Here is a 25774-nt window from a genome sequence, read left to right as displayed (position 1 = left end):
AGGAGATCAGCCACGGGATCGAACGCGCCCCGAGACCGGGCGTGCATTCGCACCTCCCGCGCCCAGCACGTGGCTGCCGAACTCGAAGCCAAATCCTCGGAGACCGGCTGTGCGCCGGCACCCGACTGGGGCTCCGCACCGACCTCACCGCCCGGTTCGCCATCAGCGCGCTGATCGTCGACGAAGCTCTGCGCATCCTGTTGGGGCGCGACCTGGTCGCGGTGAAACCGGGATCAAACGGCGGGGTCTTCGTGGCGAACCCACCACGGCAGGTGCACCTCGGCTGCCCGTTTCGGGCGCGTGTCGCGGTGTGCGACGTCAGCGGTCCGGCTCGTGTCCTCGTCGGGCGAAAGTCATTGCCCCGCCGAACATTCCGGGCTCGGTCGGCATCGCTACCACGCTCGCCCGCACATCCGCCCGCCACGCGATACAGTGGGGTGGTTGTGCCGCGACGTGCTGTTCACTGGAGAACGGGCCAAGGAGGCGCTGGTGACCACCGTTCACGAGCATGTTTCAGACGCCGACGAGCAACCCGCGTCCATCTTGTCGAAGGCCTTCACAGTGCTCGGTGCCTTCGACCAGGAGCGCCGCGTCCTCACGTTGACTGAGATCGCCCGCGCGAGCGGCCTCCCGAAATCGACGACGCATCGGATCCTGCGGCGACTCGTCCCGCTCGGCGTCATCGAGCCGCACGGCCCTGGTTTCAAGGTCGGGCTGCCGATGCGGCGCTTTGCGTCGGTAATGCCAATCGAGAGTCTGCGGCAGTCGGCCTTGCCACACCTGGGATCGCTACATCGGTGGTCCGGCCGACATGTGCATCTGGGCAGTCTGCGCCGGGACACGGTGGTCTTCGTCGAACGGTTCCTGGTGCCCGATCACGAGTTGCCCTCGGCCAGCCCGGGAACCGATCTACCGGCGCATGCGACAGCGCTCGGCAAGGCAATGCTCGCGTTCCTCACCCCGGAGGAGCTCGAAGAGGTACTGGCCGGTCCGCTCGTCTCGCTGGCTCCGAACACGGTGACCGACCCGAAGGACATCGCAGCGGAGTTGTGCGAGGTGCGCAAGCGGCGGGTCGCTATCGCACGAGGAGAGGCTCATCCGGACGTCGCCTGTGTGGCGGCGCCGATCCTGATCCGGGGGCGCGCGGTGAGCGCGATCTCGGTCTCGACGACGATGAAAGACGCCGCGATCGACCGTTCGCTCGTCGACGCGGTGTACGTGACCGCCGATCGGATCAGTCGGGACAATCAACAGGTGCTGGCCCAGGGCCACGACATCTGGTTCCCCGGGTTCGACTGACGCCCGGGGAACCGGGCCGATTCTGGTCGCCGCTTCGGGTCCAGCCCGAGCTCTTGGACCACTCCGGCCAAGCAGAACCAGCCAACCATCTCATGCCGTCCGGAATGGACGATGTCGCAACAGCCGGTACAGGTTCCGCCAGCTTCGATGTCGGTCAACCACAGCCCACGAACATCTCGGCTCGGTGTTGGTCAGGCCGGGGTGCCACGCAGCTCTGGGAACTGGTCGTCGCGGTACTCGAGCACCGTGGCCTCCCCCTTGGCCGCCCGCACCTCACGGCCCCGCAGATCCACCCGCCGGATCTTGCCCGAGATCGTCTTCGGCAGTTCGAAGAACTCCAGGCGGCGCACCCGCTGGTAGGGGGCCAAGCCCTCGCGCGCATGCTTGAGGATCTCGAACGCCGTCCGCTCGTTCGGCTCGTACCCGGCGGCGAGGGAGATGTAGGCCTTCGGTACCGCCAACCGCACCTCGTCCGGAGCCGGCACCACCGCGGCTTCTGCGACCGCCGGGTGCTCGATCAACACACTTTCGAGTTCGAACGGCGAGATCTTGTAATCGCTGGCTTTGAACACGTCATCCGTACGCCCGATGTAGAAGATATAACCGTCCTCGTCACGCGACGCCACGTCGCCGGTGTGGTAGTAACCCCCCGCCATCGCCTCGGCGTCGCGCTCCGGATCACCCTGGTAGCCCGTCATCAAGCTCATCGGCCGCTGCGCCAGGTCGACACAGATCTCGCCCTCGTTCGCAGGCTCGCCCGTCACCGGGTCGACCAGCACGATCGGCACGCCGGGCAGCGGCAGCCCCATCGAGCCAGGCTTGACCTGCATGCCGGGAACGTTCCCGATCGCCAGGGGCAGCTCCGTCTGGCCGAACCCGTCCCGGATCGTCAGTCCCCACGCCCTCTGCACCTGCTCCATCACCTCAGGATTGAGCGGCTCGCCCGCGGACATGAGCTGGCGGAGGTCGCCCGGCCCACCCGACAGATCCGCCTTGATCAGCATTCGCCACACCGTGGGCGGAGCACAAAAGGTGTTCACCCCCGCCCGCCGGATCTGCTTGAGCAGCGCGGCGGCGTCGAAGCGGGAGTAGTTGTAGACGAAGATCGTCGCCTCGGCGATCCACGGGGCGAAGAAGCAGCTCCACGCATGCTTGGCCCACCCCGGTGAGGAAACGTTCAGGTGCACGTCCCCCGGCTTCGCCGCGACCCAGAACGAGGTCGCCAGGTGCCCCACCGGGTAGGACACCTGGGTGTGCTCCACCAGCTTGGGCCTGCTCGTGGTGCCGGAGGTGAAGTACAGCAGCTGCGGGTCCGACGGTGCCGTTCCTGGATGCACCGCCGGTGGAACGTCCAGCTCGTATGCCGCCCGGTAGGCGACCCAGCCCTCAGGGGCTTCACCCACCGCGAACCGGCCGTACTCCCCCGGCACTTCGTCGAACTTCGCCGCGTCCGCCGTGTTCACCAGGACGTGCTTCGCGCCACCGCGCTCGATCCGATCCACCAACTCGACGGGCCCGAGCGCGGTCGTCGTGGGCAGAATGATCGCCCCCAGCTTCATCACGGCCAGCATCGCCTCCCACAACTCGACCTGGTTGTCGAGCATGAGAAGCACCCGGTCACCCTTGACGACCCCGTGCGCCGCCAAATGCGCCGCCGCCTGGTCCGACCGGCGGGCCATCTCGTCGAAGGAGTACTTCGCCTCCGCCCCGTCCTCGTCGACGATCCACAGCGCCGTGCGGTCGTTGCCCCGCCCCACCGCGTCGAACCAGTCGACGGCCCAATTGAAGCGGTCGCCGAGGTCCGGCCAGGCGAACTCGGCCACGGCCTTGGCGTAGTCGGCGGAAAGGTCCTGCAGCAGGTCCCGGGCAGCGCGGTACCGCTCGGTCGTCGTGGTCACGGGAGGGATGTTCCTTTCGGGAGTGGACAGGGTCAGGCCATGCTGCTGCCGCCGTTGACGCTGATCGTCTGGCCGGTGACGAAGCCCGCCTCGGGACGGAGCAGGTAGGCGACAGCACCCGCGATCTCGTCCGGCTCCGCGGCGCGGCCCATCGGGATGAGATCGACGGCGTCTCGGACCACGGGCTCCAGCTCCGGGGGCAGCTCGTGGTCGGCAATCGCGGCAGCCAACTCCGGGGTCAGCGTGTACGAGGGGGCCACGGTGTTGACGGCGACACCCGCATGGGCGAACTCGCGGGCGAGCCCTACGGCGAGCGCGTGCACCCCGCCCTTGGCCGCGTTGTAGACAGCGTGGGCGGTGAGGCCGTTGCGCACGGACTCAGCGCCGATGTTCACGATCCGCCCGCCGCCACACTCCACGAGATGCGGAAGGAAGGCGAGGCTGGCGCGCAGCGTGGTCCAGAGGTTGTTGTCGATGGTGGCGCGTAACGTGTCCTCGGTGTGGTCGAGGGTCGGGCGGATGACGCCGCCGCCGGCATTGTTCACCAGGGCGTACACCTGGCCGAAGGCCTCGACGGCGGCGGCCAGCAGATCGTCTGCACCACCAGGCTGAGCGAGGTCACCCGCGAACGTGACCACCCGGCCGTCAAGCGCGCCGACGCTCTTCTCGGCCTCCTCCGCCGTGCGGGCGCCCACAAGCAGGGATGCCCCATCCGCCAGCAACCGCCGGGAGATCGCCAGGCCGATGCCAGTGGCGCCGCCCGTGACGACGACCGCCTGACCGTCGAGCACCCCGCTCATAGGACGATCGCCACGTCGGACACCTGACGCAGGCTGCCCATCCTCAGGGTGCAGCGCTTGGACGCGATCTTCAGCAGACCGTCGACTGCCCGGAGCCGATAGTGGTAGCGACCGGAGTAGGCGGTGGACCGCTCACCACGGAACCGCCACACCACGAACTCCGCGACGACAGGCAGCTCGTCGCCCTCGGCCGGGCGGACCCGGACGTTCGTCACCTGATGGCTGGTCGCGGAGTGCGGGTACTCGCGATGGGCCCGCCGGGAGTTCAGCCGCTCGACTCGGCAGCGCAGCCGCAACGCGTCGTCGTCGATGAGCACGAGATCGCGGGCCGGGTCGCCCTCGGGAGTGTCGTTGCACGGGATCACGTACCGGCAGTCGTCCGTGTACATCGTGAGCCAGGTGTCGAGATCCCAGTCGTCGAGGAGTTCGGCCTCCGTGTAGAGGAACTCCTCGACGTCGCCCCTGGTCACCGAAGCGAGATCAGCGACCCGCGGGCCGACGGCGGGGGCCTGGGTGGGCGAATCGACCGCCGGAGTGTTCATCACGCGTCCCCCATCATCTGGTGGTGCCAACGGCGCCAGAACGCCCGCATCTGCTCCTCGTCGTTCGCCTGCGGCTCGCGCGCCATGCCCCGGGAGATGTCGTTGTACTCCGGGCCGAGGCTGTGGAAGCCCTGCTGACACGACTCGAGCGCCTCGATGTCGTCCGGGGTGGCGAACCCGCCCGGGCCGAGGAAGGTGAGAAAGCTGTCAAGCCGCCGCTGGCGCAGCTGTGGGAGCTCCTCACGCGGAGCCAGTTCCCAGGCCGTGACCTCCATGCGGTCCGGGGACTGCGGCATGAACGTCCGCACCGTGATCGCCATGATGTCATTGATCACCAGGTTCGGGTAGATCAGTAGGTTGCGGTTGGTATCCGCCATTCGCGACGCACGTTCGTCGCCGTGCTTCTCGACGAGGTCCGCGCGCAGCCTGCCGATCTCCTCACGCGAGGCCTCGCCGAACAGCGGCTCCCACTTCGCCACCGGGCGCCCCCACGGCGCCGCATACTCCAACACCGCATGCCCGTTGCCGAGTGCCTTCGCCGTGCCGGTCACTCCGCCTTTCAAGTCCGTACCGAGCGCCCCGAGGTACTTGAAGTACGTGTCGTGCGTGGAGACGGCGTGATATCCGTCGATGCTGTTCTCCGCCAACAACTTCCAGTTGGCGTTGATCGCATATTCGTTGGTGCCGGAAATGATCTCGGCGTCCTCGGTCGCGTCGATGACAAGATCGAGGTACTCCTTCGCGTCCGCGAGGTACTCCTCCAGCCCGATGATGTCCGGGTCGTAGCTGAGGAACACGAACCCGCGGTAGGACTCGACCCGGGCGACCGGGCGGAGCCCCAGCTTGGAGAAGTCCAGCCCGTCGCCGTAGGCGTCCCGGCCTGGGACGCCTACGAGCTCACCGTCGGTGTTGAACGACCAGGCGTGGTAGAAGCAGGAAAACACCTTGGAGGTGCCGCGGTCCTGTCGGCACACCATCGCGCCGCGATGCGTGCAGCTGTTGTGGAAGACGTTCACCTGCCCGGACCGGCCGCGCACCATGAAAATCTGGCGGTTGCCGACCGGACGGCGGACGAAATCCCCCTTGTTGCGGATCTCGGACTCGTGACCGACATACAGCCAGCTGCACCCGAAGACCTTCTCGAGTTCCATAGCGTAGATCTCGCGGCTCGTCATCGTCGAGCGGTGGACCCGAAAACGGTGCGCTGCGCGGTCCTCCTCGACCAGCGGACCCGCCGGAGGGGCGGTGACGACGGGATCGTTGATGATCGTCATGGAACTCTGACTCCTCGACAGCGGTGTCCAGGTGTGCCTGTGGATCGATTCCCACACGTTAGCAATCCTGCACACATGATTCAAGCAAAATCGAACAACCCTCTCGCCGTCACCATCGCCGCAGTGCCAACACGGAAAGAGCGTTCGGTTTCACCGTTCAGCCCTGTCACCCCACCACGCGGCCGACGGAGCGGAGGCCGCCGCGCCCCATCACCGCCAGAAAATCCGAATTCGCCTTCACCGGCCTGCCAAACCGCCGACATCGCATCGATCATCAACGCCCATGCGGTGCGACAACCCGTCGAAGGCGCCTGATCTACTACGTCTTGTCGTCATCAAGACTCTTCTGTAGTCACTCAGAGTTCTCCAAGCGAATAATGTAGGCATGTTTGCCGGATCCGTCGTCCTCAGGAGTGATCGCGCAGTGCGGATCCGTCCACTCGCCACAGCCGCGGAAGTCGGAAGTCTGGTCCGGACCGGGCAGGTCGATATCGAAGCCAACGATGTCGCCGAGTGTGGCGGCGAGGCCGGGCCTCGGACGGTGCCGTCCCGCTCACTCCCCGAGGAAGGACGAGACGACCTCGACGAATTCGTCGGCTCGCTCGATCTGGGTCCAGTGCCCGCACCGGGCGAACACATGCAGGTCGGCATTCTGCAGGAGACGCACCATCGTCCAGGACACCTCGACGGGGACCACCTTGTCCTCGCGTCCGTGGACGAGCAACGCTGGGACATCGATGGCACGGGCCTGTTCCTCGGTGATGCCGAGCTCGCTGCCGCGGTGCCGCGGATCGGTGAACATCGCCTGGTAGGCCTCGAAGGTCTCAACACTGGCCTCGTACCGGATGCGGACCAGGTCGTCGGTGATGATCGACTTGTCCACCGCGAAGTAGTCGAGCAGTAGCGACCGCATGTTCGCCGACGACGGGGTGTACCCGCGCAGCGCCTTCAGCCCCTCCGTGGGCGTCATCCCGACACCCGGAGAGCCCATCAGGACCATCCGACGGACCCGGTCCGGATAGCGCTCGGCCATGTCCAGCGCCATCCGACCACCGAGCGAGTTCCCGACGAGCGAGACCCGCTCAAGCCCGATCGCGTCGAGGAAGCCGACGATGTGGTCGGTCCATGTCGACAGGGAGTAGACGATGTCCTCGGGCCTTGAGGTGGCCCCGTACCCGACGGTGTCCGGTGCCAGCACGCGGAACTGCTTGGCCAGGCCAGGGATCGTGTGCTGCCAGTTGGCCCAGGCCGAGACGCCCGGACCGGATCCGTGCAGGAGGACAACGGGCTCACCGGTGCCGGCCTCGAGGTAGTGGGTGTCGATCGGCTCGGCGGTGAGACCGGGCACGGCGACCCGGCGGGCCTCACAGATGTCGGCCATGGCTGTCATCACGCATCCTGTTCTGCGACCTTGAAGGCCGCGAAGCACTTGTTGGAATTGAAGATGTCGGTCACCACGAAGTCGGACCACGACATCGGCAGGTCGAGTTCCGCCATCGCGCCGAGGAGGCAGAACCAGTTCAGCATCTCGTGCTGACCGGCGTCGACGATCTCGGCGCTCGTGACGTTGCGCCAGGTCTCGATGTCGCCGTCGACCAGGGCTTCGTACAGACGCCGGTCGGCATCGGTGTCCGGGCGGAGGTGCCAAAGGCGGTCGCACAGGAACGCATGCGACCAACTCGACGACGCAACGAAGGCGACCCGCTTGTCGGACAGCTTGAAGCTCCGCGCGATGGCGGCGCCGACCTGCATGCAGCGCCTGGGGCTCGGCCCGACGGGGTCGAGCTGCTCGTCCACGATCTCGGCGAACCTCGCGAGGCCGCCCTGGCGAGCGATGGCGTGCTGCCCGTAGCAGTTCACCGTGATCGGGATGATCGGGTACTGGAGCTTGGCCCCGGCATTCTCGTAGTCGAGGAACAGCTGGGTGTTCAGGATCGCGTGGGGGAAGTGCGCGCCCGCCCGCTTGCGGTACGAGTAGGCCATGTCCACCCCGTCCTCGATCAGCGAGGTCGCGAGAGCGCGGGCGGCGGTCGCGTCTCCGTGGAGGGTGACCGTGAAGTCGTCGGGCAGACCCCAGGCGTTCGGGCTGCCCCGCTCGTTCATGACCTCGAAGGCCGACACCTCCAGGTCGTCGTAGGCGAGGACGCAGAAGGGTGGGACGACCTCCTCGCGGAAGTTCTCGTACTGATCGTCGCCCCACACCACCACGAGGTCCGGTGCGAACTCGTCGAGTTCCTTGCGGCAACGCGCCAAGTGCGCCACGAGTTCGGCTCGATGAGCCGAGGCCGCACGGACCCCTTTGTCGTCCCCCCACTCCTCGCGCATCGCCTGCGGCCAGGCCTGCGGGTCCTTCAGATGCTCGGGGATGTCCGGATCCGCGAGCGTCCACCTCAGCAGACCAGCCATGTGCTCGTCCGTGCCGGCGAGTAACGGGTAGTGGGTCATACCCAACCCGAGGAAAACTCCCATGCCTGCTCCTGTGGCCAACCGCATGCACCGTCGCGATACAAGGTTAGAAAACTTGCATACATGAAGTCAAGTGGTTGCTCTTCGATCGCGACGAGCTGTGGGCCTGACGGCCCGAAGGAAGAACGATCATCGGTGTAACACCTGCAATGCCCACACGGCACGTAGGGCGCGAGCGGGTCAGATCATGGGTGCAGGATTTGTGCGCATCGGCCGATCCGCGCACGAGTGTTCGGACCAGTCCCCGGAGTCGTGCTCGTAAGCGCCGTGGCTACTCGCGGTGAGCCACGCCGTGAGCGCGCCGACGTCACGCCGAATTCCCGCACGTGAAAGTCCCGGTCGTGGCAGGTACTGCCCATCGCGACGCGGTCGCCCGAGCGGACACCACACCAGTGCATCCGCGAACCTCCCCGCGCACCAACCGAGTCTCCGTGCGACGCGCCGTTCATGAGATCGACTCGCCTGCCGGAGCGACGGACGAGGCCGCCGGCCTTCCGGGGTCGGCGTCTCACGACATACCCATCGCTGACGCGGCTCTCGCCCCTCACTTCCTCGTCATCGGAAGGCCGGTATCGGGAGAGACATTGGTGCCCGCCACCCCAGGGCCCGTGGTGGCGGAGATTCCCGCTCCTGCTCAGCGAAGTCTGTGTGGTCCTCGGTTCGCGGCTGCGCAGGGCGACTTGCGGAGCCATCTGCCTCGCCCAGGAATCCTGCAGACAGTTTGCACGGAAACCACGGCTTGCTTGGCGCGGGATTCCCAGGTCCAACAGTGCAAGCTGCTACCGTCCACTCAATCAGCCGCAACCTGCAGGTATGATAATGGCCTGATACCAGAAATCCGATGATGTTCGAGGAGCACGACTGTTCAGAGCGCCGGCAACGAGTTCGCGGTGATCTGGGCGTCGAGCACGGCGATGAAGGGCGGCCCCCATGCCTGAGGCCCGGTCGAACCTCTCTCGCGCCCAGCAGGTCGCTGCCCAAGTCGAGAACGAGCTGCTCGCTGCACGAACCCCGGTCGGCACGTCACTGGGCCGTCGAACCGACTTGATGGACCGGTTCGGCATCAGCCCGACGGTCTGTAACGAGGCTCTCCGCATCCTGCGTGACCGTGACCTCGTCGTGGTGCGACCCGGACCCGGTGGCGGCATCTTCGTCGCGAACGTGCCCCCTCAGGTCCGGCTCGGGGCACTGGACCTCTGGTTCTCCGGCGCCGGCACCGATCCGTTGGAGCTCTTCGAGGCCCGCGCTCATCTCGAGACGACGCTGACCTCGGTGGCCGTGGACAGAGCAGGCCCGAAGGATGTCCGCGACATGGAGTGGGCGCTGGAGGAGATGCGGAACGCCTCCGAGCCTCGCGCCTACCTCGAGGCCAACCTGCGGCTGCACCTGGCCATCGCCCGTGCCTCACGCATCCCCGTGCTCGCGGGTATGTACGAGGCGTTGGCAGCGATCATCACCGGGAGCCTGACGCGCGCCGAGCTGCTTCCGGGTCACGACGAGATGTACGCCCACAACATCGCCGTACACGCCGAGATAGTCGCGGCGATCCGCGGCGGTAACCGTGAGAATCTCAAGAAGGCCATGGCCCTACACCATCAGGACCTCATCCGGGCGACGGACGGGTCACGCTCGCCGGGCCAGGCCGAACCGCCGCACGAGGCCTGAGGAGCAACTCGCCCGGTCAGGACTCTCTTGGGCCCATCGCGTGGGGCGCGAGAGGCTCGATCCTGCGGCTCGCGACCTTTTTCCTCGCCAGGTCGAGGGCGATGTCTGTGATCATGTCCTCCTGGCCACCGACCATGCCGCGGCGTCCGACCTCGACGAGGATCTCGCGAGTGTCGAGGCCATGGTTGGCGCAGGAAACTGGAATAGACGCCCGCGAAGCCGAGCGTGAGGGTTTCGCGGTCCACCCCCACCGGTCGGTCTTGCAGCGGTCGCACGATGTCGTCGGCCGCTCCTGCAGGGCGAACAGATCACAGCCGTGCTTCCATCCGTAGATGTCCGCGACGGCGACGAAAGCCTCGATGGGGCAGTTGCCGGCACCGGCACCGTGCCCGGCCAGCGAGGCGTCGACCCGGGTCACGCCCTCCTCGACCGCGACGGCGGAGTTGGCCACCGACAGGGACAGGTTCTCATGCGGGTGGATGCCGATTTGGTTGGTCGGCTCCAGGACGTGACGGTAGGCGTGGACCCGGTCCCGGACGTCCCGCATCGTGAGCCTGCCGCCGGAGTCGGTGACGTAGACGCAGTGGGCGCCGGCGTCCTCCATGATCTTGGCCCGCTCGGTCAACTCGGCCGCGGGAGCCATGTGCGACGTCACCAGGAACCCGGACGCGTCCATGCCGAACTCGCGGGCCTTGCCGATGTGCTGGATCGCGATGTCGGCCTCGGTGGCGTGAGTGGCCACTCGGACCGACACGACGCCGAGGTCGTGGGCCTTCGCCAGCTCCTCGATGTGCCGATCCCCGGCAGCAGCAGCGCCGTGAGCCTCGCGTTCTCGACGACCTCGGCGGCCGCGGAGATCCACTCCCAGTCTGTGTTGCTGCCGGGCCCGTAGGTCAGGCTGGACCCGGCGAGGCCGTCGCCGTGGGCGACCTCGATCGCGTCAACGCGGGCCTTGCCCACTGCCGACGCGACCGCACCGACCTGGTCCGCATGAGCCGGTGTCGAACGGCGTGCATACCGTCCCGCAGTGTCGCATCCTGCACGTAGAGCGCGGGCCGCTCGGCCATCAGGCCCTACCCTTCTGGGGTGCCCTCGGGAGCTGGCCAGGGTTCGGTTGACTCCTGATCGGCGAGGATGAGTTCCTCGCTGGAAGGATCGGTATCGTGCTCAAGCCTTACCCGAAGGAGTTCCGTCGTGACGTGATCGCGGTCGGCCATCCCGGCCGGACCATCGCCCGGTACCGCCCAGCCCAGCTGGCCGCGGTCGTGTGCGAGACCTGGAACCGTTCCGCCGCTCGCCGCAGCGCCCAGCCCTCCTCCACGACACAGCGGGCAGGCGAAGCCTGCCGGTCGGAGTCAACGGCGCGTTACGGTGGACCGTCGAGGACCTCCGGACATTCGGTGAGCGTTGTGGGTGCCCCACCCCGAACCCAGAGGTCCTCACCCATATCAAGATCATCCGCGCCGTGTCAGCCCATCAGCAACGTCCTCGAACAGCACACGTCGATCAGTGCCTGGAACGGGTCAAGAGCTGGCTGAAGCGTTGGATCGGCATACAAAAACTCTCCAAGCCGAGTGTCTCTGAGCGCCGCGCTAGCTCCAGAACCGCATCGGACGGTCCAAGAAGGGGCAAAATGCAGGTCAAAGGCCTGTTGTCGGGATGACAGGATTTGAACCTGCGACCCTCCGCTCCCAAAGCGGATGCGCTACCAAGCTGCGCCACATCCCGATCGCCCCCGGCGGGGCGCTGCGATCACTCTAGCCTGACCCGCTAAACTGGTCGCGCACCCCGGGTGACCGAGGCGCATGCGGGCGTAGCTCAATGGTAGAGCCCCAGTCTTCCAAACTGGCTACGCGGGTTCGATTCCCGTCGCCCGCTCCAGTACATCACCGCAGGTCAGCGGCACAAAACGAGCGGCGATCCCGGTCTTGGGGCCGTCGCTCGTCTCGTTTGTGCCATTCCCGTGCCACTAGCCAATCGGCACCATAGAGGCGGCCGATCCGTCGTCGGGGTCACCCCGCTTGCTCGACCGGTACCGCTCCACCCGAGCGTTCAACTCGTCCGCGATCTGCCGGTCACGGGCACTCGTGGCGTGCTGGTAGATCAACGCTGCCCGGACCGTGCTCTGGCCCATCCGCTGCATCAGCTCGCGCGTGGTCGCCCCCGCCTCCGCCGCCATCTGGTTGCCCGTGTGGCGCAGGTCATGAAAGTGGAAGCCCTTGGGCAACCCTGCCTTGACCACCGTCCTGGCCCAGTCCGTCTCCCGGTGGAAGTTGCCCCGCCGCAGGATGCCGCCGCGCTTGCCCGTGAACAGCAGCCCTTCCCGTCCCGGCTCCGCGAACTCGGGCAGGTGCGCCGCCAAGTCCTCGTCCAGGAACCGGGGCAGCGCCACCGTCCGCACGCCGGCCGCCGACTTGGTTGGCCCGACAACCAGCTCGCCGTCCTTCATCTGGGCGATCTTCCGTGAGACCCGGACCAACATCGTCTCCCGGTCAACGTCTCGCGCCTGCAATGCCACCAGCTCACCCCACCGAAGCCCGGAGAACGCCGCCAGGAGCACGAGGAAGCGATACCGAGGCGGCATCACATCAGCCAGCCGGTACACCTCGTCGATGGACGCGTGCGGTCGCTCCGGCGTCCGGTGCTGATCGGCCCCTTTGATCCGGCAAGGGTTGCGCTTGATCCGCCCGTCGTCCACTGCCGTCGCGAACATCGATCGGGCGAGCCGGTATGCCTTGGCCGTGCGGTCCTCCGAACGCCCCTTCTCCAGCAGCTCAGCCCGCCACCGCCGGATGAGCTCCGGTCCGATCTCGTTTACCTGATACCTGCCGAGAAACGGCTCGACATGGTTCCGCCAGACGCTCGTGTGCTCCTCTCTCGTCCGTTGCGAGACTTTCCGTTCCTTCAGCCAGGCACGCCCGTAGTCGCCCAACAACACCCGGCTCAACTCCGGATTCAGCCAATCGCCGCTCAGGATCTCCCCCTCGACGACCGACAACCACTGCTCCGCGTCCCGCTTACCCGGGAACGTGTGCGGTGCAGGATGACTCAACCCGTCCGGTCCGACGTACCGCGCCTGCCACCGACCGGACGGCAGCTTGCGTACCGCGCCGAACCGCCGACGCCCCTTCTTGTTCGCCATCAGGCAGCCCTCCCCAGGTAGTTCCGACGAGTGATCGGCTCGACCCGCCCGGCCTGCACGAACGCCTCCAGGTCCTCGACACCCAGCCGGACATGCGAACCGACCTTGTGGAAGGCCACTCGCCGTTCCGCGATGAGCCGACGAATGAAGCGGACCGAGGTGTTCAGGTACTCGGCCGCTTCCTGCACATTCAGGTATTTCGCTTCCAACTAATCCCCCTCAAGCCGCGATTGCCGAAGTTTCTGGACCACCGCCAGGCGGACCGGCCGCGAGCAACGCTCTGTCGTACTCGGCCTTCCAGGTAATCCGCTCCGCGATGGCCCGCATCAGCAGGTGAGCCCGTGGTGGCGCGTCCCGATCGCCGGGGTCGACCTTGCGCCAGATCAGCCGCGAGGTGTCGACCTCCGGCTTCTCGATCCCGACGGCCGCAAGCATGTCCCGGACGAACGCCTTGCGGTCAGACTTGTGATCCGCCAAGGACTTCCCCGACCACTTACGGGACACGAGCACCCGCCGCCCGGGCAGGCCGAGGGTGGTTCGCCGATGCGCCCGGCCCTTGCAGTGCCCCGGAGTCGTCCTCGCCGTCGCCCCAAGCGGCTGCACGCCATACAGCAGCCACACCGCACACCTCGGGCTACATGGTGTGATCGACAGTTCGGCGTGCAGCCGGTCGTGGTGGTCCCGCTGCCGATTTGTCGACGCCTCGACAACCTCACCGGTGGACTTGGTGAGGTACTTGGTCAGATAGCCAATGTGCCGCCCGGCCTCGTCCGTGCCGCCGAGAATCCCCTTCGAGTGCACCTGCCGCCCGAAGGTCACCACGTGCGCCGGTTCCTCCACGTCCTCTATCGCGTCCTCCCACTGCCGCAACGGTTCCCGCGTACTCGGGTCTACAAAGGACTTCGCCCGCATGTCCCACACCGGCATGTGCTCCCCGCCGTAGACCAGCTCGTCATGCGGCGGCCACCACACTTGGTGGTAGGTGGCTTCGGTGACCTGTCGGATGACCTCGTGCGGGATGGAGCCCCGCAACGCGGTGTGCAGATGTGGCGCCGTCCGCTTCTGGGGCTCCACGGTGGCGAAGTACTGCACGTCCCAGCCGACGACACGGCGGAGGTTCTGCCACCACCGATCCACCAGCGACGAGAAGTGCACCGCATCCCGAGCCGCACGGCGGTAGTCGTAGGTCGCCGTGTCGACCGGTGTTCCGTCGTCCCGGACCCGGCCGTAGGTGTCGCAGGTGAGCGTGACGAACATGGACGGCCGAAACTTGCCCGCGTACTCCCGCCCCACGGTGGTCTTCGCGACCTTCCGCCGAGGCAGGTTGGGTGCGTCCTGCCGCCGCTTCGTCGACCGCTTGGCAGGCTTCTTCCCCGGCAGATCGGGCGAGGGCAGGCGACCGCGCATGCCGAGTTGCCGAAGTTCTTCGTCGACTCCCCGGATTTCGTCGCGCAGCTCGTCCGCCTGGCCCTCCTCGCCCTGCTCGACCGCCTCCCGATACCGCGCCACGAGGTCAGCGCGGAAGGCCACCAGCTCCTTCTGATCCTCACTCGGCGGGGCCGAGGTGAAGTCCGGTTCCTCAGTGAGGTGCCAGCCTTCGCGGCACTGGACCATCCGCAGCGCCTTGGCCTTCTTCGCGCACGGACCACAGACGCTCTCGACCGTCGAACCGCACGGGACGGCGACGTAGCGCAGTTCGCCGGTGTCGGGGTCGCCAACCTCCATGGTGAACGGCCGCACGCACACGCCGTACTTCTCGGCGGTGGCCTTCATGACCTCGGTCGACAGCGGCAGCCGCATCCGTTCCGCGCGGGTCGTCATGGCCTCACCTCGCCCGCATGGTGTTGCCGGAGTAGGTCGCGGAGGATGTGCAGGTCCTCCACCGAGGCAACTTCGCTGTCGCCTGGGGCGAGGGGCACCAAGCCGCCAGCGTCGGCGAAGTCGATGCCGCCATAGATCCGGAAGCACACCCCGGCCAGCGACCGCCCGTGCACGGTGATGTGCAAGGACCTGGTGTCGGTGTGCCGCCACCGCGCTGTGGTCTCGTCGAACGAGTACGCCCACGCCAACATGTCCGCCAACCGCGCGACCGGTGAGCCGGGCCTGACGTGCACCTGCACCTCTGAGCGGTACAGCTCGCAGGTGACCGACCACGGCTCGGGCAGCCGGTGATCACCCCAATGTCCCCACAGCGCACCCAAGAGCCGCTCCAGCTCCGTACGGCCGTTCATGCCGCCGCCCCCATCACGTCGGAGCCTGTGACGAACGCTTCGAGTGCCTTCACGGTCTCGTCCGGTACCCACCCGGCCCGCACGCGCAGGGGTTCACGCAGGCCCTCGCCCCAGACGTAGCCGACACCAGCCGCGGACTCCTCGATGCGGTTCGCCCACGCACCCCGCTCGTACGCCTGATCGCCGAGCACCATCCCGACATGCGACTTCGCCGTGACCCGCAGGCAGATGCGGCGGGGGAACAGCTCCCGCACCGGCACTGTCTCCTTGGTGGGCTCTTGGACGTAGCCGCGCACGGTGAACCCGAGCGCCCGGCCCTGAGTCGTGAGTAGCGCGACCTTCTCCACGATCAAGTCCCGCGTCTTGCGATCGGTGTAGCGGGTGAGTGCGCCGATCTCGTCGAACTCGAGCAGTTCCAGCGGGTTGTCCTGGCTGATCGGCACCATGCGCACCCGGCCGGCGAACTCGGCCTTGCGGGCATCCATCGCGGCCACCAGGTCATCCAGCACCGCCAGCGCGTCCTTCGCGGTCACCGCGTAGCGGTGGAAGATCCCCCGCCCGTAGGCCAGCTCCATCCCCTTCGGATCGATGCCCGATACCCGCACGAGCCCGTCCCGGATGGCCGGGGCGATAGAGGTCAGCGGACACCACATCACGGAGTTCTTGCCCGCGCCGGAGGCACCAGCGGTCAAGGTGTGGCTGCCAGAGCCGTACAACGGGATCTGCCAGTCCTGCCCGTACTCGGTGCGTCCGGCCCATACCCGCCGCACGTCGATCGAGTCGCCCAGTGCCGGGACCGGCACCGGAGCCGCCAGGAGGTCGCGGCGCTGAAAGTCGATCGAGACCACGTTGGGCGCGATCTCCCGCACCTGGCACCGCTGTACCTTCCGCGCCGAAGCGAGAGCGCGAGCGGCCTCGTCGAAGTCCTCCGGCTTCTGGCCCGGGACCAGCGCCACCCGCACCTCGTCCCACGACGGTCCCGACTTCACCCCCCGGACTCGGGGGATGCGCACGCTGGGGTTGCGCCGGTCGCGGACGATCTTCTTCCGCCCGACCAGGCTCACCGTCACATCGATCGGGATGGTGTCGTCCTTGACGCTCAACCCACAGGCATGCAGCCAGCCGGGCAGCTTCGGCACGTAGACCATCCAGCGCTGCCACCACGACCGCAGCGCCACCCCGGCCCACTGGTCGAACGACACCAGATGACACCGCCGCCACGCCACCAGGGCGACCGTGACTGTCGCGATCGTGAGCGCGAGGGATTGCCAGCCGACCCAGTAGCACCAGGCCGCCAGCGCGAGTACGGACAGGCTCGTCCGGGGATGCGTGACGATCTCCTTCACCACCCAGCCCAACCCCTTGAGGAGCCACCACAGGGCCAGGAACACCACGGCTGCGGCGGCGAGGGCTTCCGCGATCGCAGCGAGGGCGCGGCCGAGCTTGTGCAGCACCCAGACCACCACCGCCAGGGCGACCGAGCCCAGGAACATCACACCGAGCATGTGTGCGCTCATCGGGCGTCACCGCCCTTGGCCGGGATCGGCAGAGGGAGGCGACCGGCGCAGGCAGCGCATTCGGTGTCGCCCGGGGCCAGTCGAGTGAACTTCTGGCATGCGGTGCACCGCTGCCGGGTGCGGCCGGTTGACACGCGTTGGTTGTCGTTGTCTATCGTTGCCACTTGTCTGCTCCAACGGGTAGACAGCGCAGGAGCGGGAACAGGTTGGTAGCCAGGGATCCGCTTCTGCGCCTTAACTTTTCGGGTTTCCTGCACGAGGACGTGCTTCATCGCCGCACGACCCGCGTACGTCTCAAATGGACTATTGAACTGTCAGAGCCTTCGTACGGACGCAGCGTGCACGCCCGGCACACATAGGCCTTGTCGCGGATCAGCCGCTGCGGGCGTCCGCACAACAAGCACCGCCGACGCACCAGCCACCGCCGGGATCTCCGCGCTCGGGACGCCACCGCCAACACCTCCCCTCTCTAGTTGGGGTACAGGGACGAGTGATTGCGCATCCGCCCCTGTGCCCGGCTCAGTTGCGTGCGCGATCCGCGACGTAGGTCCCCTTGGACTTCACCGTCACCACCAGCCCGCGAAACCGCAGCAGCCGCGTCGCATGCCGAGCACTCCCCAACGACACCCCGTATTCCTGCGCCAACCGGCGCTCACTCGGCAGCGGCGTGTGCGGAGCCAACTCCCCGGACTCGATACGGGCGGCGAGGTCCTGGGCAACCCACTCGTAGACGTAGCCCGGCTTTCCACCCGGCTGCCCCATCGGCGCCATGTCCGGCCGTCGGGCTTCGTGCGTCATCACCGTGAGCCCCTTCACGCGGCCTTGGCCGACTGCTCACCGGAAGGCTTCGCCGACCGCCCACCGGACGCACCAGCGGCCTTGAACCCCGTTGCCCGGAAGACGAACGACTGGTACTTGAACTCACCATTGCCCGCCACACGCGGCTCAGCCGTCAGCCCGTCCAGCTCGATCGGCCGCATCCCTGGCAGCACCTCCGTCGTCGTCGGCACCGGCTGCACGTCGGCCAAGAACGTGATCTCGTACGAGGCCCGCTTGGCGTTCGGCTCCGACGGGTCGGTGACGGTCACCTTCCACTGCCGCTTACCCGTCGTTTCGTCCACTCGCTGACGAGTTGGGCGACCGGCGGCCCGGTCCTCACGGGACTGATACTCGTTGTCCGGCGACACCTCGCCGACCATCACCAGACCCTGCGGAAACGCCTCATCAAACTCGATCGGGAAACGGTGTCCTCTGGAAATAGCCATGTCGAAATATCCTTTGTTTCGGTTGTTTTTGGGGGTCGAAGTTGACCTGTCATTCTTTTTCTTGCGAGAAGTGACCGTGCGGGAATGCACGTGTGCGGTTCTGTGCGTCACACCATTCGCCGAACTCGGCGGCGGCAATGGCGAGGCTCCGCGCGAACCGGGCGGTGTCCGTCAGCGCGCCGATTCGGGCGGGAACCTGAATGACGAAAGTGGCGTCCTCACCCCCGGCGACCAGTTGCCGAACGCCCGGGGACGGTGAAACGACCTCTGCGCCGTACCCGGCCAAGGGCTGGATCACCACGTGAATGCCCATGTGCTCTCCCGATGGTCTTGGCTCTCCCGCGTCCGGTCGGGCGCGGCATAACCCAGGAGACACCCAAGGCAAGACGATCACCCGGACAAACTGTCCGGGTAGGTGCAGGGAGGAACTAGCGCGAAGCGGGAACGGCCGCGTTCACCGCGTCGAGCACGGCCGACCAGGGCAGTTCCCGGCCCGGTGCACTCCGCGGCTCATGCAGCGGCCACACGTCATCGCCATAGACCAGGCGCACGCCAGCACGACGCAACGCCTCAATGTGACTCTCCCACGACGGGTGCCGGGCATGCGCCGCGTTGACTCGCGGAAAGACCACCACGGGAAGGTCACGCGTGCCGATGGCCTCGTTGACCTGGGTCAACGCCTGGTTATCGGCAATGCCGAGCGCGAGCTTGGCGACCATGTTCGCCGACGCGGGAGCCACCAAGTAGCAGTCCACTTGCGGATGCGGGCTCTTCTCGTCGGGAGAGCGAGGCTCGACGCGCACGGGGTAGCCGGTGACCCCTTCGATCTCAGTGAGCGCGCCGGACTTGCTCAGCCACCGGCCGGCCGTGGGCGTGAGGGTGACCGCGACCGTCCACCCCTGCTCCTGGGCCGGGCGGATCAGCCGAGGCAACAGCTCTTCCACACCACCAGAACCCGAGCCGACCAGGCCCAGCACACGCGAACTCATCCGCCTACCTCACCGCGCCACAGCGCTCAGCCAGCGCCAGCAGCGCCGACGACTTCTTGCCCGCCGAGGCCGGGGCGCGCCGGTACATCGACCGCACAACCTCCCGCACCACCCGCGAATGCCGCACGATCCCCGGCGACTTCTGCTCCGCAGTGAGCAGCGCTTGCAGCGCCTCGTCATCCTTCGCTACCAAGCTCAGGGCGCGGGCGAAGTCGATCAGATGCGTGACCTGCCGTTCGGCGGGCAGGTGGTCGACGTTGACGCTCGGAGCGTCCTCGATCACGCGCGTGATATCGCCCAGGTCCAGGGCGGCAGAGAGGCGGTGCAGCTCGACGTTCGAGGGACCGAACCCGGTCTGCCAGTAGTTCGCATCCACCCCAAGCCGCTCACCAGCCCGTGCGGCGTGAGCCAGTAGCTCGTTCGACGTAGCCCGGTCCTGGTGGCGCGCCGCCGCGACGGCCGTACGCAGGTAGAGCATGCCGTAGAGGCTCAGCGCGGCCGGATCACCAGCGGTCATCTTCGGCTCCAGCCACTTCGCAGCGGCCTCGCCCAGCTCCAGCGCGTCTTCAAACCGCCCGACAGCCAGTAGCGCGTGCGTGCCCGAGCGCGCCGCCGAGGCTAGGACCAGCGGGTCATCCGCCTCATCCGCGGCTTGCATCGCCCGCTCAGCGGCGATCCACGACAGGTCGGACTCACCGATCTTGCTCAGAGTGGTCGCCGTCAGGTGATGCACCCGAGCCGACACAGCCGCACACGCCCGCCGATACGCCGGATCATCCGCCGAAGCCGCCTCCATCTGCTGACTCGTCTTGATCAGCCCTGGTAGCGCCTGGACCACGCGGCCCAGGTCGCCCTTCTGGTAGCTCAACCAGGCGCTTTCGACAAGCTGCGTGACCGGGGCCGGGTCGATGTACTCCGGCGACATGGACGAGCCAAACAGAGTGCGCGAGAGCCTCTGGGGGGCCATGAGCGCGTCACGCACGGCGGGAACGTCGTCGTTACGCTCCGCGTCCTCCATCAGCACCGGCTCACCGAGCAGGTCGCCGAGCGTCACCCGCAGAGCCTTCGCGACCTCCGCCAGCACGTCCAACCTGCGGATATCGCGCTCACCGCGCTCGATCTTGCTCAGCCAGTCCTCAGACCGGCCGACCAGGTCCGCTAGGACAGCTTGTGACAGGCCCCGGCGACGCCGGTAGAAGGCAATACGCTCCCCGATGCTGAGCTGATCACCCGCACCACGCATAAGCCCAGGTTAGCAGGGGACACGAGCAGGAAAGCCTAACCGCGGACCGACTACATTTCTCAGCGACACCGAGTGTCGCTCGTCAAGCTGCTTCATCCTTGCGCCCAACGCGATCGAGTAGCCGAACGAACATTTCGTGTCGAAGAAGATCAGCTTTCTCGAGCGTAAGAAGTAGTGCTATCGCAGTTATCTCCGCCTTGCGGAAGCCAGCTCGGTCGTTGCGAAACAGTTCAGGCCAGCGAGCGCTCGAATAGTAGACGAACAACTCAACAAAGTCGTGCCCTCTAACATATTGCCGCAAGTCGCCTGACAAGGAGCTGAACCTGGCTGAAACCTTTTCCGACAACTCTCCTACTCGTTGATGAATCCTGCCAGGGCCATCCCGTTGAACCGCATCTCTCAACAGACCCTTTACGTCTACATCAACTACGCCGCCACGAAGCGAGCATCGCTTTTTTAACGCCGAAACGAGGCCCGTATCTATCCGCGAGTCGATCAATGCCCATCTGCAGAGAAATATCAGGACGAGCGGATTTAGAAGAGCCCGAGAAAGTTCTTCAAATTGAATCTCAAAGGTCGCCCGCAGGCCGACAAGAAAGAACTTCGTCAAAACTCTCTCTTCGAAACAATACAATTCGATGGAGCTATAATCGGTAAATAGAAGACATTCATAGGAAGGCAAGGTGTCATCTACATGGCCAAAATCAGCATCAGCTATGAATGTGATGTTTGCAAAGTTCCCAGCTTCGGAGACTTGCCTGGCCGCCGCCAGTACTCGCCCCCGAGCCCCAACACTCTCACCAACAACCCCGCTAAACTCACTTGATGGAACATCGAGCCTATCGTCAACCGCAAAGACGCTTACCTCGGCCTGCCCGTCAGATTCAGCGAGCGCGACAAGGACAATCCCTACATCTTGACGACCCTCGACGATGATTTCGTGGTACGTTGAATCGAGCTCAAGCAAGGTTAAGATCTCATCAATTTGACGTCTTGTTCCATCACTCATCGTCACCTCCTAGTGGCGCTAAAGAACGTCGATGCCGTGTGATTATTTCGATAGAGTGAGTCGCCATCACGAATTGCACATTCGAGCCCTGAGCAAGATCCAGCAGGGTGCCGACTATCTTGCGTTGCCAACCAGCATTGAGACTTAATTCTGGCTCATCCACCAGAAAAAGACCAGTGTTATTTCGAGCCAGTAGCGCATTACAAACCAGCAATAGGAGTTGCCGCTCGCCGGATGACAACTGGTTTGGTCGCAAACGCCCAGTAGCCCCAGAGATCACCAAACCACCCTGGAGCGTGAACCGTATTTCTTTATCGACAAGATACTGATTAACGCTGACGACAAACGAACGCAGGATCTCTTGGAGGGGTTGCAACTGATCAAGCCGGGCATCTTGCGAACTAACATAAGGCTCCAAAACGCTGATGACCGCGTCTGCCCGCGTCGAGTTAACACCTCGCAATAACTTAGAGTACGGCTGGGAATCGAAACCAGGAAATATACCAAACTCGGTAAATTGTCGAGCTCGCTCTTCAAGCTGAATAATACGCTTACGTAATTCGTCAAGAGTGGTGTTCGAGCCCGAGTCTCCGGTATTTGATAGCCGCGACAAGACCTGCAGGTAGACGTCTTCCACGCTCTCAGATCCCGCCTCCGATGCGGCTAACACCGCTTGCCGAAGCCAATTATAAGCGCGACGTACTGCAGTCTCGACATGCACCGCAAGTTGCGACTCCTCTTTCTCTTCCTCGAAAGATTCATTGTCGCCATATCTAATATATCGATTCTTCGAACTCCGAGACTCACTACTGTCCAAATGCATCTTACGATCGTCCGCAAGGAGTACTGGAACATATCCCATCGATTCAAGATACTCTATGTACGGATCACTATTTCCCGAATCATCAAGGGTTACATATGAGCCAAGTTCTCGCGGCGGAATATCATTCAAGTCGACGCCCTGACGAGCGTATTCATTGCGAATCCTACGATAGACCTCAATTGGGACGTCACGAGGCCTCGACGGGTACTCCACCTCGAGAAGTTCTTCTTCTCCGCGTCGAACACTAACAGTTAGCGGCCCGACAAGCCCCTCCGTCTTCGTCGCTTGCACCTCTTCGCCATTTCCAAGGGTGACAACGACACGACGAAACGGCGTCTTTATTAGGTTCGACCGGTGATCATTACGGGGCGAAGGGGAGAATAGGTTCCAGAGGATCTTAAGAATGGTCGTTTTACCCGACCCATTGCCCCCATACAAGAGCATCAACTGTGGGGCGACATTCGAAGACTTTGGATCACGAGCTTCGATGTGGTAAGTATACTTACCAAATAACTGCTCAACGTAGATTTTTCGGATCAAATGCAACTCGTTCGCAAGTGGCCGCGAATGGGTTGCACGACTAGTCGGTCGTCGCGCTTTTCGGTTCTTCTGCGGATTTGTCATGGCCGAGAGCCTACTACCAGGACAGAGGACCACGCTGCTGCAAATTGCGGTCGACGTGTCACTGCCGAATTCCCCTCTATGGGATCAAGGCGCGCCGCCGTCGGCGGCGCGCGTGGCCCGTTACCTCAGCGACGGGCGAGACTTAGGCGCGGCTTACGGCGAGCTGCCGCTCCGCTCCGCCCGCCGAGCCGCGTGGCACCGCTCAGGCGCTGGGCCCGGCAGCGCAGCCGACGGCGGCGCGCCAGTACCCAAGCCATCACGGCCCGGCGCGGCGCAGGCAGCATCCCCAGCAGCGAAGCGAACATCGCTCATGTCCATTGATGTCGCTGTCGGCCAGAGAAGCATTACCGAACGTGGCGTAACGAGTTGGTCACCGGGCACCGCCCCGCCAGCCGATCGTGACAACGGCCGGTAGCACCGCGTCAAGGCTGGAAAGCGTGCCTTGACCCGGCACCACCGGCCGCGTTCTTGGCTTCGTGTCGGGGAGTTGGGAGGGGTATGGGCGGTGCCCGGCTGCGTGCCAGATACGTGCCATTGGTGGCGGTCAACAGCGGTCAAGCCAGGGCACGCAGGACACCGGAAGAAGCAGGTCAGCGACGTGAAACTATCCGATCTTGAAATCTTCCAAACTGGCTACGCGGGTTCGATTCCCGTCGCCCGCTCCAGTACGTAACCGCAGGTCAACAGCACAACACGAGCGGCGATCCTGATCACGGGTAACACCGCGCCGATGAGTTTCCCTCGCCGCGCAGGTCCACACTGGCGTACCGCATCAAACGCGAGGAGGACCCATGACCGACAAGGCGTTCATCACCTCTCTGTGGTTCGACGGCAACGGGGAGGAGGCCGCGCGCTTCTACACCAGCGTCTTCAAGGACTCCAAGATGGGGCGGACAGCGCGGTACACCGAAGCGGGGCCGGGGCCGGCCGGGGCGGTCATCACCGTCGAGTTCGAGCTGCACGGGCAGAAGTTCGTGGCGATCAACGGCGGCCCCGAGTTCAAGTTCGACGAGGCCATCTCCTTCCAGATCCCCTGCGAGAACCAGGAAGAAGTCGACTACTACTGGGGAACGCTCACCGCGGACGGCGGTCAGGAATCCCAGTGCGGGTGGCTCAAGGACAAGTTCGGCCTGTCCTGGCAGGTCGTCCCGACCAGGCTGACCGAGTTGCTCAGCGACGCCGACTCCGCCAAGGCCGCGCGTGCCACCAAGGCGATGTTGTCGATGAAGAAACTCGACATCGCCGCGCTCGAGAAGGCATCCGAAGGCTGAGCCGCACCAGATCAGTCCAGCGTCGCCACGCATTCCGCGCAGCGAGGCAGCTTTCGCCAGTGATGCGTCCGCTCGGACGGGATGCACCGCCGCCCGCAGCGGGCGCGCAGGCCCGTGCGCGGGTGGTAGTCGCGCGCCGGCGGGACCCAGTGGGTCGACGCGGCGTCGCTGTCGGGAAGCCACCCCCAGCACGAGCCGAGGGACACGTCGCCATGCATGCGCGGCATGATCGGCAAAACCGGCACCCGATCAACCCAGCCACACCGGCGGGTAACACGCCGCTTACGCACGTGCGCGCGATGTTTACTCCACCGGGCGCGCCGTGGCCATCGCGCGCTCCGTCTCCCAGAATGCCCGCATCGACGTCACCAGGCCGGCTTCGTTCACGCGGTAGACGAACACGCCATCGGTGTCCACGCGATACCCACCCGGCAGGAACGTCGTGATGGTGCCGTAGTTCGCGACCTCGCTGCCCGCCGCGAACGAGTCGCGGATGGCGAACTCGAACCGCTCCACCTTCGCGATCGTGAGGTCCCAGAACGCGCTGATGCCGTCGTGCCCGTGATGGCCCGCGCCGTCGGGGTCGAACATCGACGGGCCGACCGGATCCTCGACCACTCCGTCCGGCGCGAACAGCGAGACCCACTCGTCCTTCGCACCGCGGACGACGGCGTTCATGGAGCGCCACGCCGCCAGCCGCGCGGGCGGCTGCTCCGCAGCCGTGTCCCAACAAACCTCGATGCTCATGGCTACACCTTCGCGATGATCTCGTCGGCGAACTTCCTGATGGCATCCTTCTTCGGCCCGATCGGATCACCGAAGCCGACACCGTCGAACACCCACGGCTGCGTCACGATGTCGGTCACGCCGATCTCCGCCTGCTCGCGGTACCCGTCGACGCCGAAGCGGTCGATGCACACCGCCTGGATCTCGAACGGCACGTCCGCCCTCCCGTGCTCCGCCCGCAGCGCGGCCAGCCGGTCGATGGTGTCGCGCAGGTCGTCGAACTTCATCATCGCGCTGGACCAGCCGTCCGCCACCCGCGCCGCCCGGCGCAGCGCGACCTCGGTGTGCCCGCCGATGTAGAACGGCACCCGCTTCGACGGCGCCGGGCTCATCTGCAGTTTGTCGAAGTCGAAGAACTTGCCGTGGTACTCGACCATCCCGCCGTCCAGGATCAGCCGCAGCACCTCGATGGCTTCGTCGACCCGCTTGCCCCGCTGGGCATACGGCGCGCCGCACCACTCGAACTCCTCCGGGGACCAGCCGACGCCGAGGCCGAGGCCGAACCGGTTGCTCGTGAGCACCGCGACCGAGCCGACCTGGCGCGCGAGCAGCACCGGGTTGCGCGAGCCGAGCTTGATGACCGAGGTGTAGAAGCCGATCTCGCTCGTCACCGCGCCCATCGACGCGACCGCGACGAGCGGGTCCGCCCACGGGGTCTCGGCGTTCCAGAACCGGCTGCCGTCCGGCGTGTACGGGTACTCCGCCGAGACCGACTCGGAGTAGAAGAGCGAATCGGGCAGCACGATCGAGGAGAAGCTGCACTCCTCGGCCGTGCGGGCCAGTTCGGTGAACTGCTCGAGCGGGTTCATGGCGACCGAGAGACTGAACTTCATATCCGCGAGACTATAACGTGTTCTAGTTTTCGTCGAGGGCTGTGACGATGCTCCGGGAACTCGGGGCGTACTGTCCGCGTTGTCCGGTTCAAGACAC

At 65.6% G+C, this 25774-nt stretch carries 25 protein-coding genes, 2 tRNA genes and 1 pseudogene; 4 read left to right on the top strand and 24 right to left on the bottom strand.

All coding sequences use genetic code 11. The features are described 5' to 3' along the window. Positions 1-489: 489 nt before the first annotated feature. The gene (locus LWP59_RS08680) at positions 490-1299 is read left to right on the top strand and encodes an IclR family transcriptional regulator (protein ID WP_186383235.1); all 810 of its coding nucleotides are present in this window, start codon (positions 490-492) and stop codon (positions 1297-1299) included. Positions 1300-1490: 191 nt separating this feature from the next. Here the strand turns inward: LWP59_RS08680 and LWP59_RS08675 are convergent, their stop codons facing one another. From LWP59_RS08675 to LWP59_RS08650, 6 genes are all read right to left on the bottom strand, one after another. Beyond that, the gene (locus LWP59_RS08675; RefSeq protein ID WP_144638420.1) at positions 1491-3197 is read right to left on the bottom strand and encodes an AMP-binding protein; all 1707 of its coding nucleotides are present in this window, start codon (positions 3195-3197) and stop codon (positions 1491-1493) included. A 32-nt stretch (positions 3198-3229) separates the two neighbouring features. After that, positions 3230-3997: an SDR family NAD(P)-dependent oxidoreductase gene (locus LWP59_RS08670; RefSeq protein ID WP_144638422.1), complete on the bottom strand. Its 768-nt coding sequence runs from the start codon at positions 3995-3997 to the stop codon at positions 3230-3232. Next, the gene (locus tag LWP59_RS08665) at positions 3994-4539 is read right to left on the bottom strand and encodes an aromatic-ring-hydroxylating dioxygenase subunit beta (protein WP_144638424.1); all 546 of its coding nucleotides are present in this window, start codon (positions 4537-4539) and stop codon (positions 3994-3996) included. The genes LWP59_RS08670 and LWP59_RS08665 overlap by 4 nt, the downstream gene beginning before the upstream one ends. Next, complete coding sequence (locus LWP59_RS08660; RefSeq protein ID WP_144638426.1) at positions 4539-5813, bottom strand: aromatic ring-hydroxylating oxygenase subunit alpha; 1275 nt, start codon at positions 5811-5813, stop codon at positions 4539-4541. Before LWP59_RS08660 ends, LWP59_RS08665 begins: the two co-directional genes overlap by 1 nt. Positions 5814-6366: 553 nt before the next feature. Further along, positions 6367-7203: an alpha/beta fold hydrolase gene (locus tag LWP59_RS08655; protein WP_229857309.1), complete on the bottom strand. Its 837-nt coding sequence runs from the start codon at positions 7201-7203 to the stop codon at positions 6367-6369. Then, a complete protein-coding gene (locus LWP59_RS08650) occupies positions 7203-8282 on the bottom strand; it encodes a DODA-type extradiol aromatic ring-opening family dioxygenase (RefSeq protein ID WP_144638428.1) in 1080 nt (359 codons plus the stop codon). The genes LWP59_RS08655 and LWP59_RS08650 overlap by 1 nt, the downstream gene beginning before the upstream one ends. Positions 8283-9209: 927 nt before the next feature. Between LWP59_RS08650 and LWP59_RS08645 the strand changes: the two genes are divergently transcribed. Continuing rightward, complete coding sequence (locus LWP59_RS08645; protein ID WP_144638430.1) at positions 9210-9944, top strand: FadR/GntR family transcriptional regulator; 735 nt, start codon at positions 9210-9212, stop codon at positions 9942-9944. A gap of 16 nt (positions 9945-9960) precedes the next feature. On the opposite strand, the gene LWP59_RS08640 is transcribed toward LWP59_RS08645, so the two are convergent. From LWP59_RS08640 to LWP59_RS08630, 3 genes and pseudogenes are all read right to left on the bottom strand, one after another. Beyond that, positions 9961-10806: a 4-hydroxy-2-oxovalerate aldolase gene (locus tag LWP59_RS08640; protein ID WP_233459048.1), complete on the bottom strand. Its 846-nt coding sequence runs from the start codon at positions 10804-10806 to the stop codon at positions 9961-9963. Between the two features lie 343 nt (positions 10807-11149). Beyond that, a pseudogene (locus LWP59_RS08635) lies at positions 11150-11366 on the bottom strand (helix-turn-helix domain-containing protein); the annotation flags it as partial. Positions 11367-11598: 232 nt separating this feature from the next. Next, positions 11599-11672, bottom strand: a tRNA-Pro gene (locus tag LWP59_RS08630). Positions 11673-11751: 79 nt separating this feature from the next. Between LWP59_RS08630 and LWP59_RS08625 the strand changes: the two genes are divergently transcribed. Next, positions 11752-11825: transfer RNA gene (locus tag LWP59_RS08625), tRNA-Gly, on the top strand. An 88-nt stretch (positions 11826-11913) separates the two neighbouring features. On the opposite strand, the gene LWP59_RS08620 is transcribed toward LWP59_RS08625, so the two are convergent. The 12 genes from LWP59_RS08620 to LWP59_RS08565 all read right to left on the bottom strand — a co-directional run bounded on the left by LWP59_RS08620 (position 11914) and on the right by LWP59_RS08565 (position 22787). Beyond that, the gene (locus tag LWP59_RS08620) at positions 11914-12942 is read right to left on the bottom strand and encodes a tyrosine-type recombinase/integrase (protein WP_229857311.1); all 1029 of its coding nucleotides are present in this window, start codon (positions 12940-12942) and stop codon (positions 11914-11916) included. A 143-nt stretch (positions 12943-13085) separates the two neighbouring features. Beyond that, complete coding sequence (locus LWP59_RS08615) at positions 13086-13295, bottom strand: excisionase family DNA-binding protein (RefSeq protein ID WP_144638434.1); 210 nt, start codon at positions 13293-13295, stop codon at positions 13086-13088. Positions 13296-13305: 10 nt separating this feature from the next. Further along, positions 13306-14907 (bottom strand): replication initiator, encoded by a 1602-nt coding sequence (locus LWP59_RS08610; RefSeq protein WP_144638436.1) that lies wholly within the window; start codon positions 14905-14907, stop codon positions 13306-13308. Next, the gene (locus LWP59_RS08605) at positions 14904-15317 is read right to left on the bottom strand and encodes a hypothetical protein (RefSeq protein ID WP_144638438.1); all 414 of its coding nucleotides are present in this window, start codon (positions 15315-15317) and stop codon (positions 14904-14906) included. The genes LWP59_RS08610 and LWP59_RS08605 overlap by 4 nt, the downstream gene beginning before the upstream one ends. Further along, entirely contained in the window at positions 15314-16834 is a 1521-nt protein-coding gene (locus LWP59_RS08600) for an FtsK/SpoIIIE domain-containing protein (protein WP_144638440.1), read from the bottom strand. Before LWP59_RS08600 ends, LWP59_RS08605 begins: the two co-directional genes overlap by 4 nt. 519 nt (positions 16835-17353) lie before the next feature. Further along, entirely contained in the window at positions 17354-17632 is a 279-nt protein-coding gene (locus tag LWP59_RS08595) for a winged helix-turn-helix domain-containing protein (protein ID WP_229857345.1), read from the bottom strand. Positions 17633-17646: 14 nt separating this feature from the next. After that, on the bottom strand, positions 17647-18099 hold the full coding sequence (locus tag LWP59_RS08590) for a hypothetical protein (protein ID WP_144638576.1): 453 nt from the start codon (positions 18097-18099) through the stop codon (positions 17647-17649). Positions 18100-18148: 49 nt separating this feature from the next. After that, positions 18149-18412 (bottom strand): hypothetical protein, encoded by a 264-nt coding sequence (locus LWP59_RS08585; protein ID WP_144638442.1) that lies wholly within the window; start codon positions 18410-18412, stop codon positions 18149-18151. A gap of 115 nt (positions 18413-18527) precedes the next feature. Next, a complete protein-coding gene (locus LWP59_RS08580) occupies positions 18528-19088 on the bottom strand; it encodes a flavoprotein (RefSeq protein ID WP_144638444.1) in 561 nt (186 codons plus the stop codon). A gap of 4 nt (positions 19089-19092) precedes the next feature. After that, on the bottom strand, positions 19093-20331 hold the full coding sequence (locus LWP59_RS08575; RefSeq protein WP_144638446.1) for a helix-turn-helix domain-containing protein: 1239 nt from the start codon (positions 20329-20331) through the stop codon (positions 19093-19095). Positions 20332-20413: 82 nt separating this feature from the next. After that, entirely contained in the window at positions 20414-21340 is a 927-nt protein-coding gene (locus LWP59_RS08570; protein ID WP_144638448.1) for a hypothetical protein, read from the bottom strand. After that, positions 21333-22787 (bottom strand): AAA family ATPase, encoded by a 1455-nt coding sequence (locus tag LWP59_RS08565; protein ID WP_144638450.1) that lies wholly within the window; start codon positions 22785-22787, stop codon positions 21333-21335. The genes LWP59_RS08570 and LWP59_RS08565 overlap by 8 nt, the downstream gene beginning before the upstream one ends. 791 nt (positions 22788-23578) lie before the next feature. Between LWP59_RS08565 and LWP59_RS08560 the strand changes: the two genes are divergently transcribed. Beyond that, on the top strand, positions 23579-24058 hold the full coding sequence (locus LWP59_RS08560) for a VOC family protein (RefSeq protein ID WP_144638452.1): 480 nt from the start codon (positions 23579-23581) through the stop codon (positions 24056-24058). Positions 24059-24069: 11 nt separating this feature from the next. On the opposite strand, the gene LWP59_RS08555 is transcribed toward LWP59_RS08560, so the two are convergent. The 3 genes from LWP59_RS08555 to LWP59_RS08545 form a co-directional block, all read right to left on the bottom strand. Beyond that, the gene (locus LWP59_RS08555; protein ID WP_144638454.1) at positions 24070-24276 is read right to left on the bottom strand and encodes a hypothetical protein; all 207 of its coding nucleotides are present in this window, start codon (positions 24274-24276) and stop codon (positions 24070-24072) included. Between the two features lie 85 nt (positions 24277-24361). Next, positions 24362-24805: a nuclear transport factor 2 family protein gene (locus LWP59_RS08550; RefSeq protein WP_144638456.1), complete on the bottom strand. Its 444-nt coding sequence runs from the start codon at positions 24803-24805 to the stop codon at positions 24362-24364. Between the two features lie 2 nt (positions 24806-24807). Further along, a complete protein-coding gene (locus tag LWP59_RS08545; protein WP_144638458.1) occupies positions 24808-25677 on the bottom strand; it encodes a TIGR03619 family F420-dependent LLM class oxidoreductase in 870 nt (289 codons plus the stop codon). Between the last annotated feature and the right edge of the window lie 97 nt (positions 25678-25774).

It is taken from the genome of Amycolatopsis acidiphila (assembly GCF_021391495.1).
GTDB classification, from domain to species: domain Bacteria; phylum Actinomycetota; class Actinomycetes; order Mycobacteriales; family Pseudonocardiaceae; genus Amycolatopsis_E; species Amycolatopsis_E acidiphila.
Note: the sequence above shows the minus strand (reverse complement) of the source record. Positions and strands in the feature narration are given on the sequence as shown.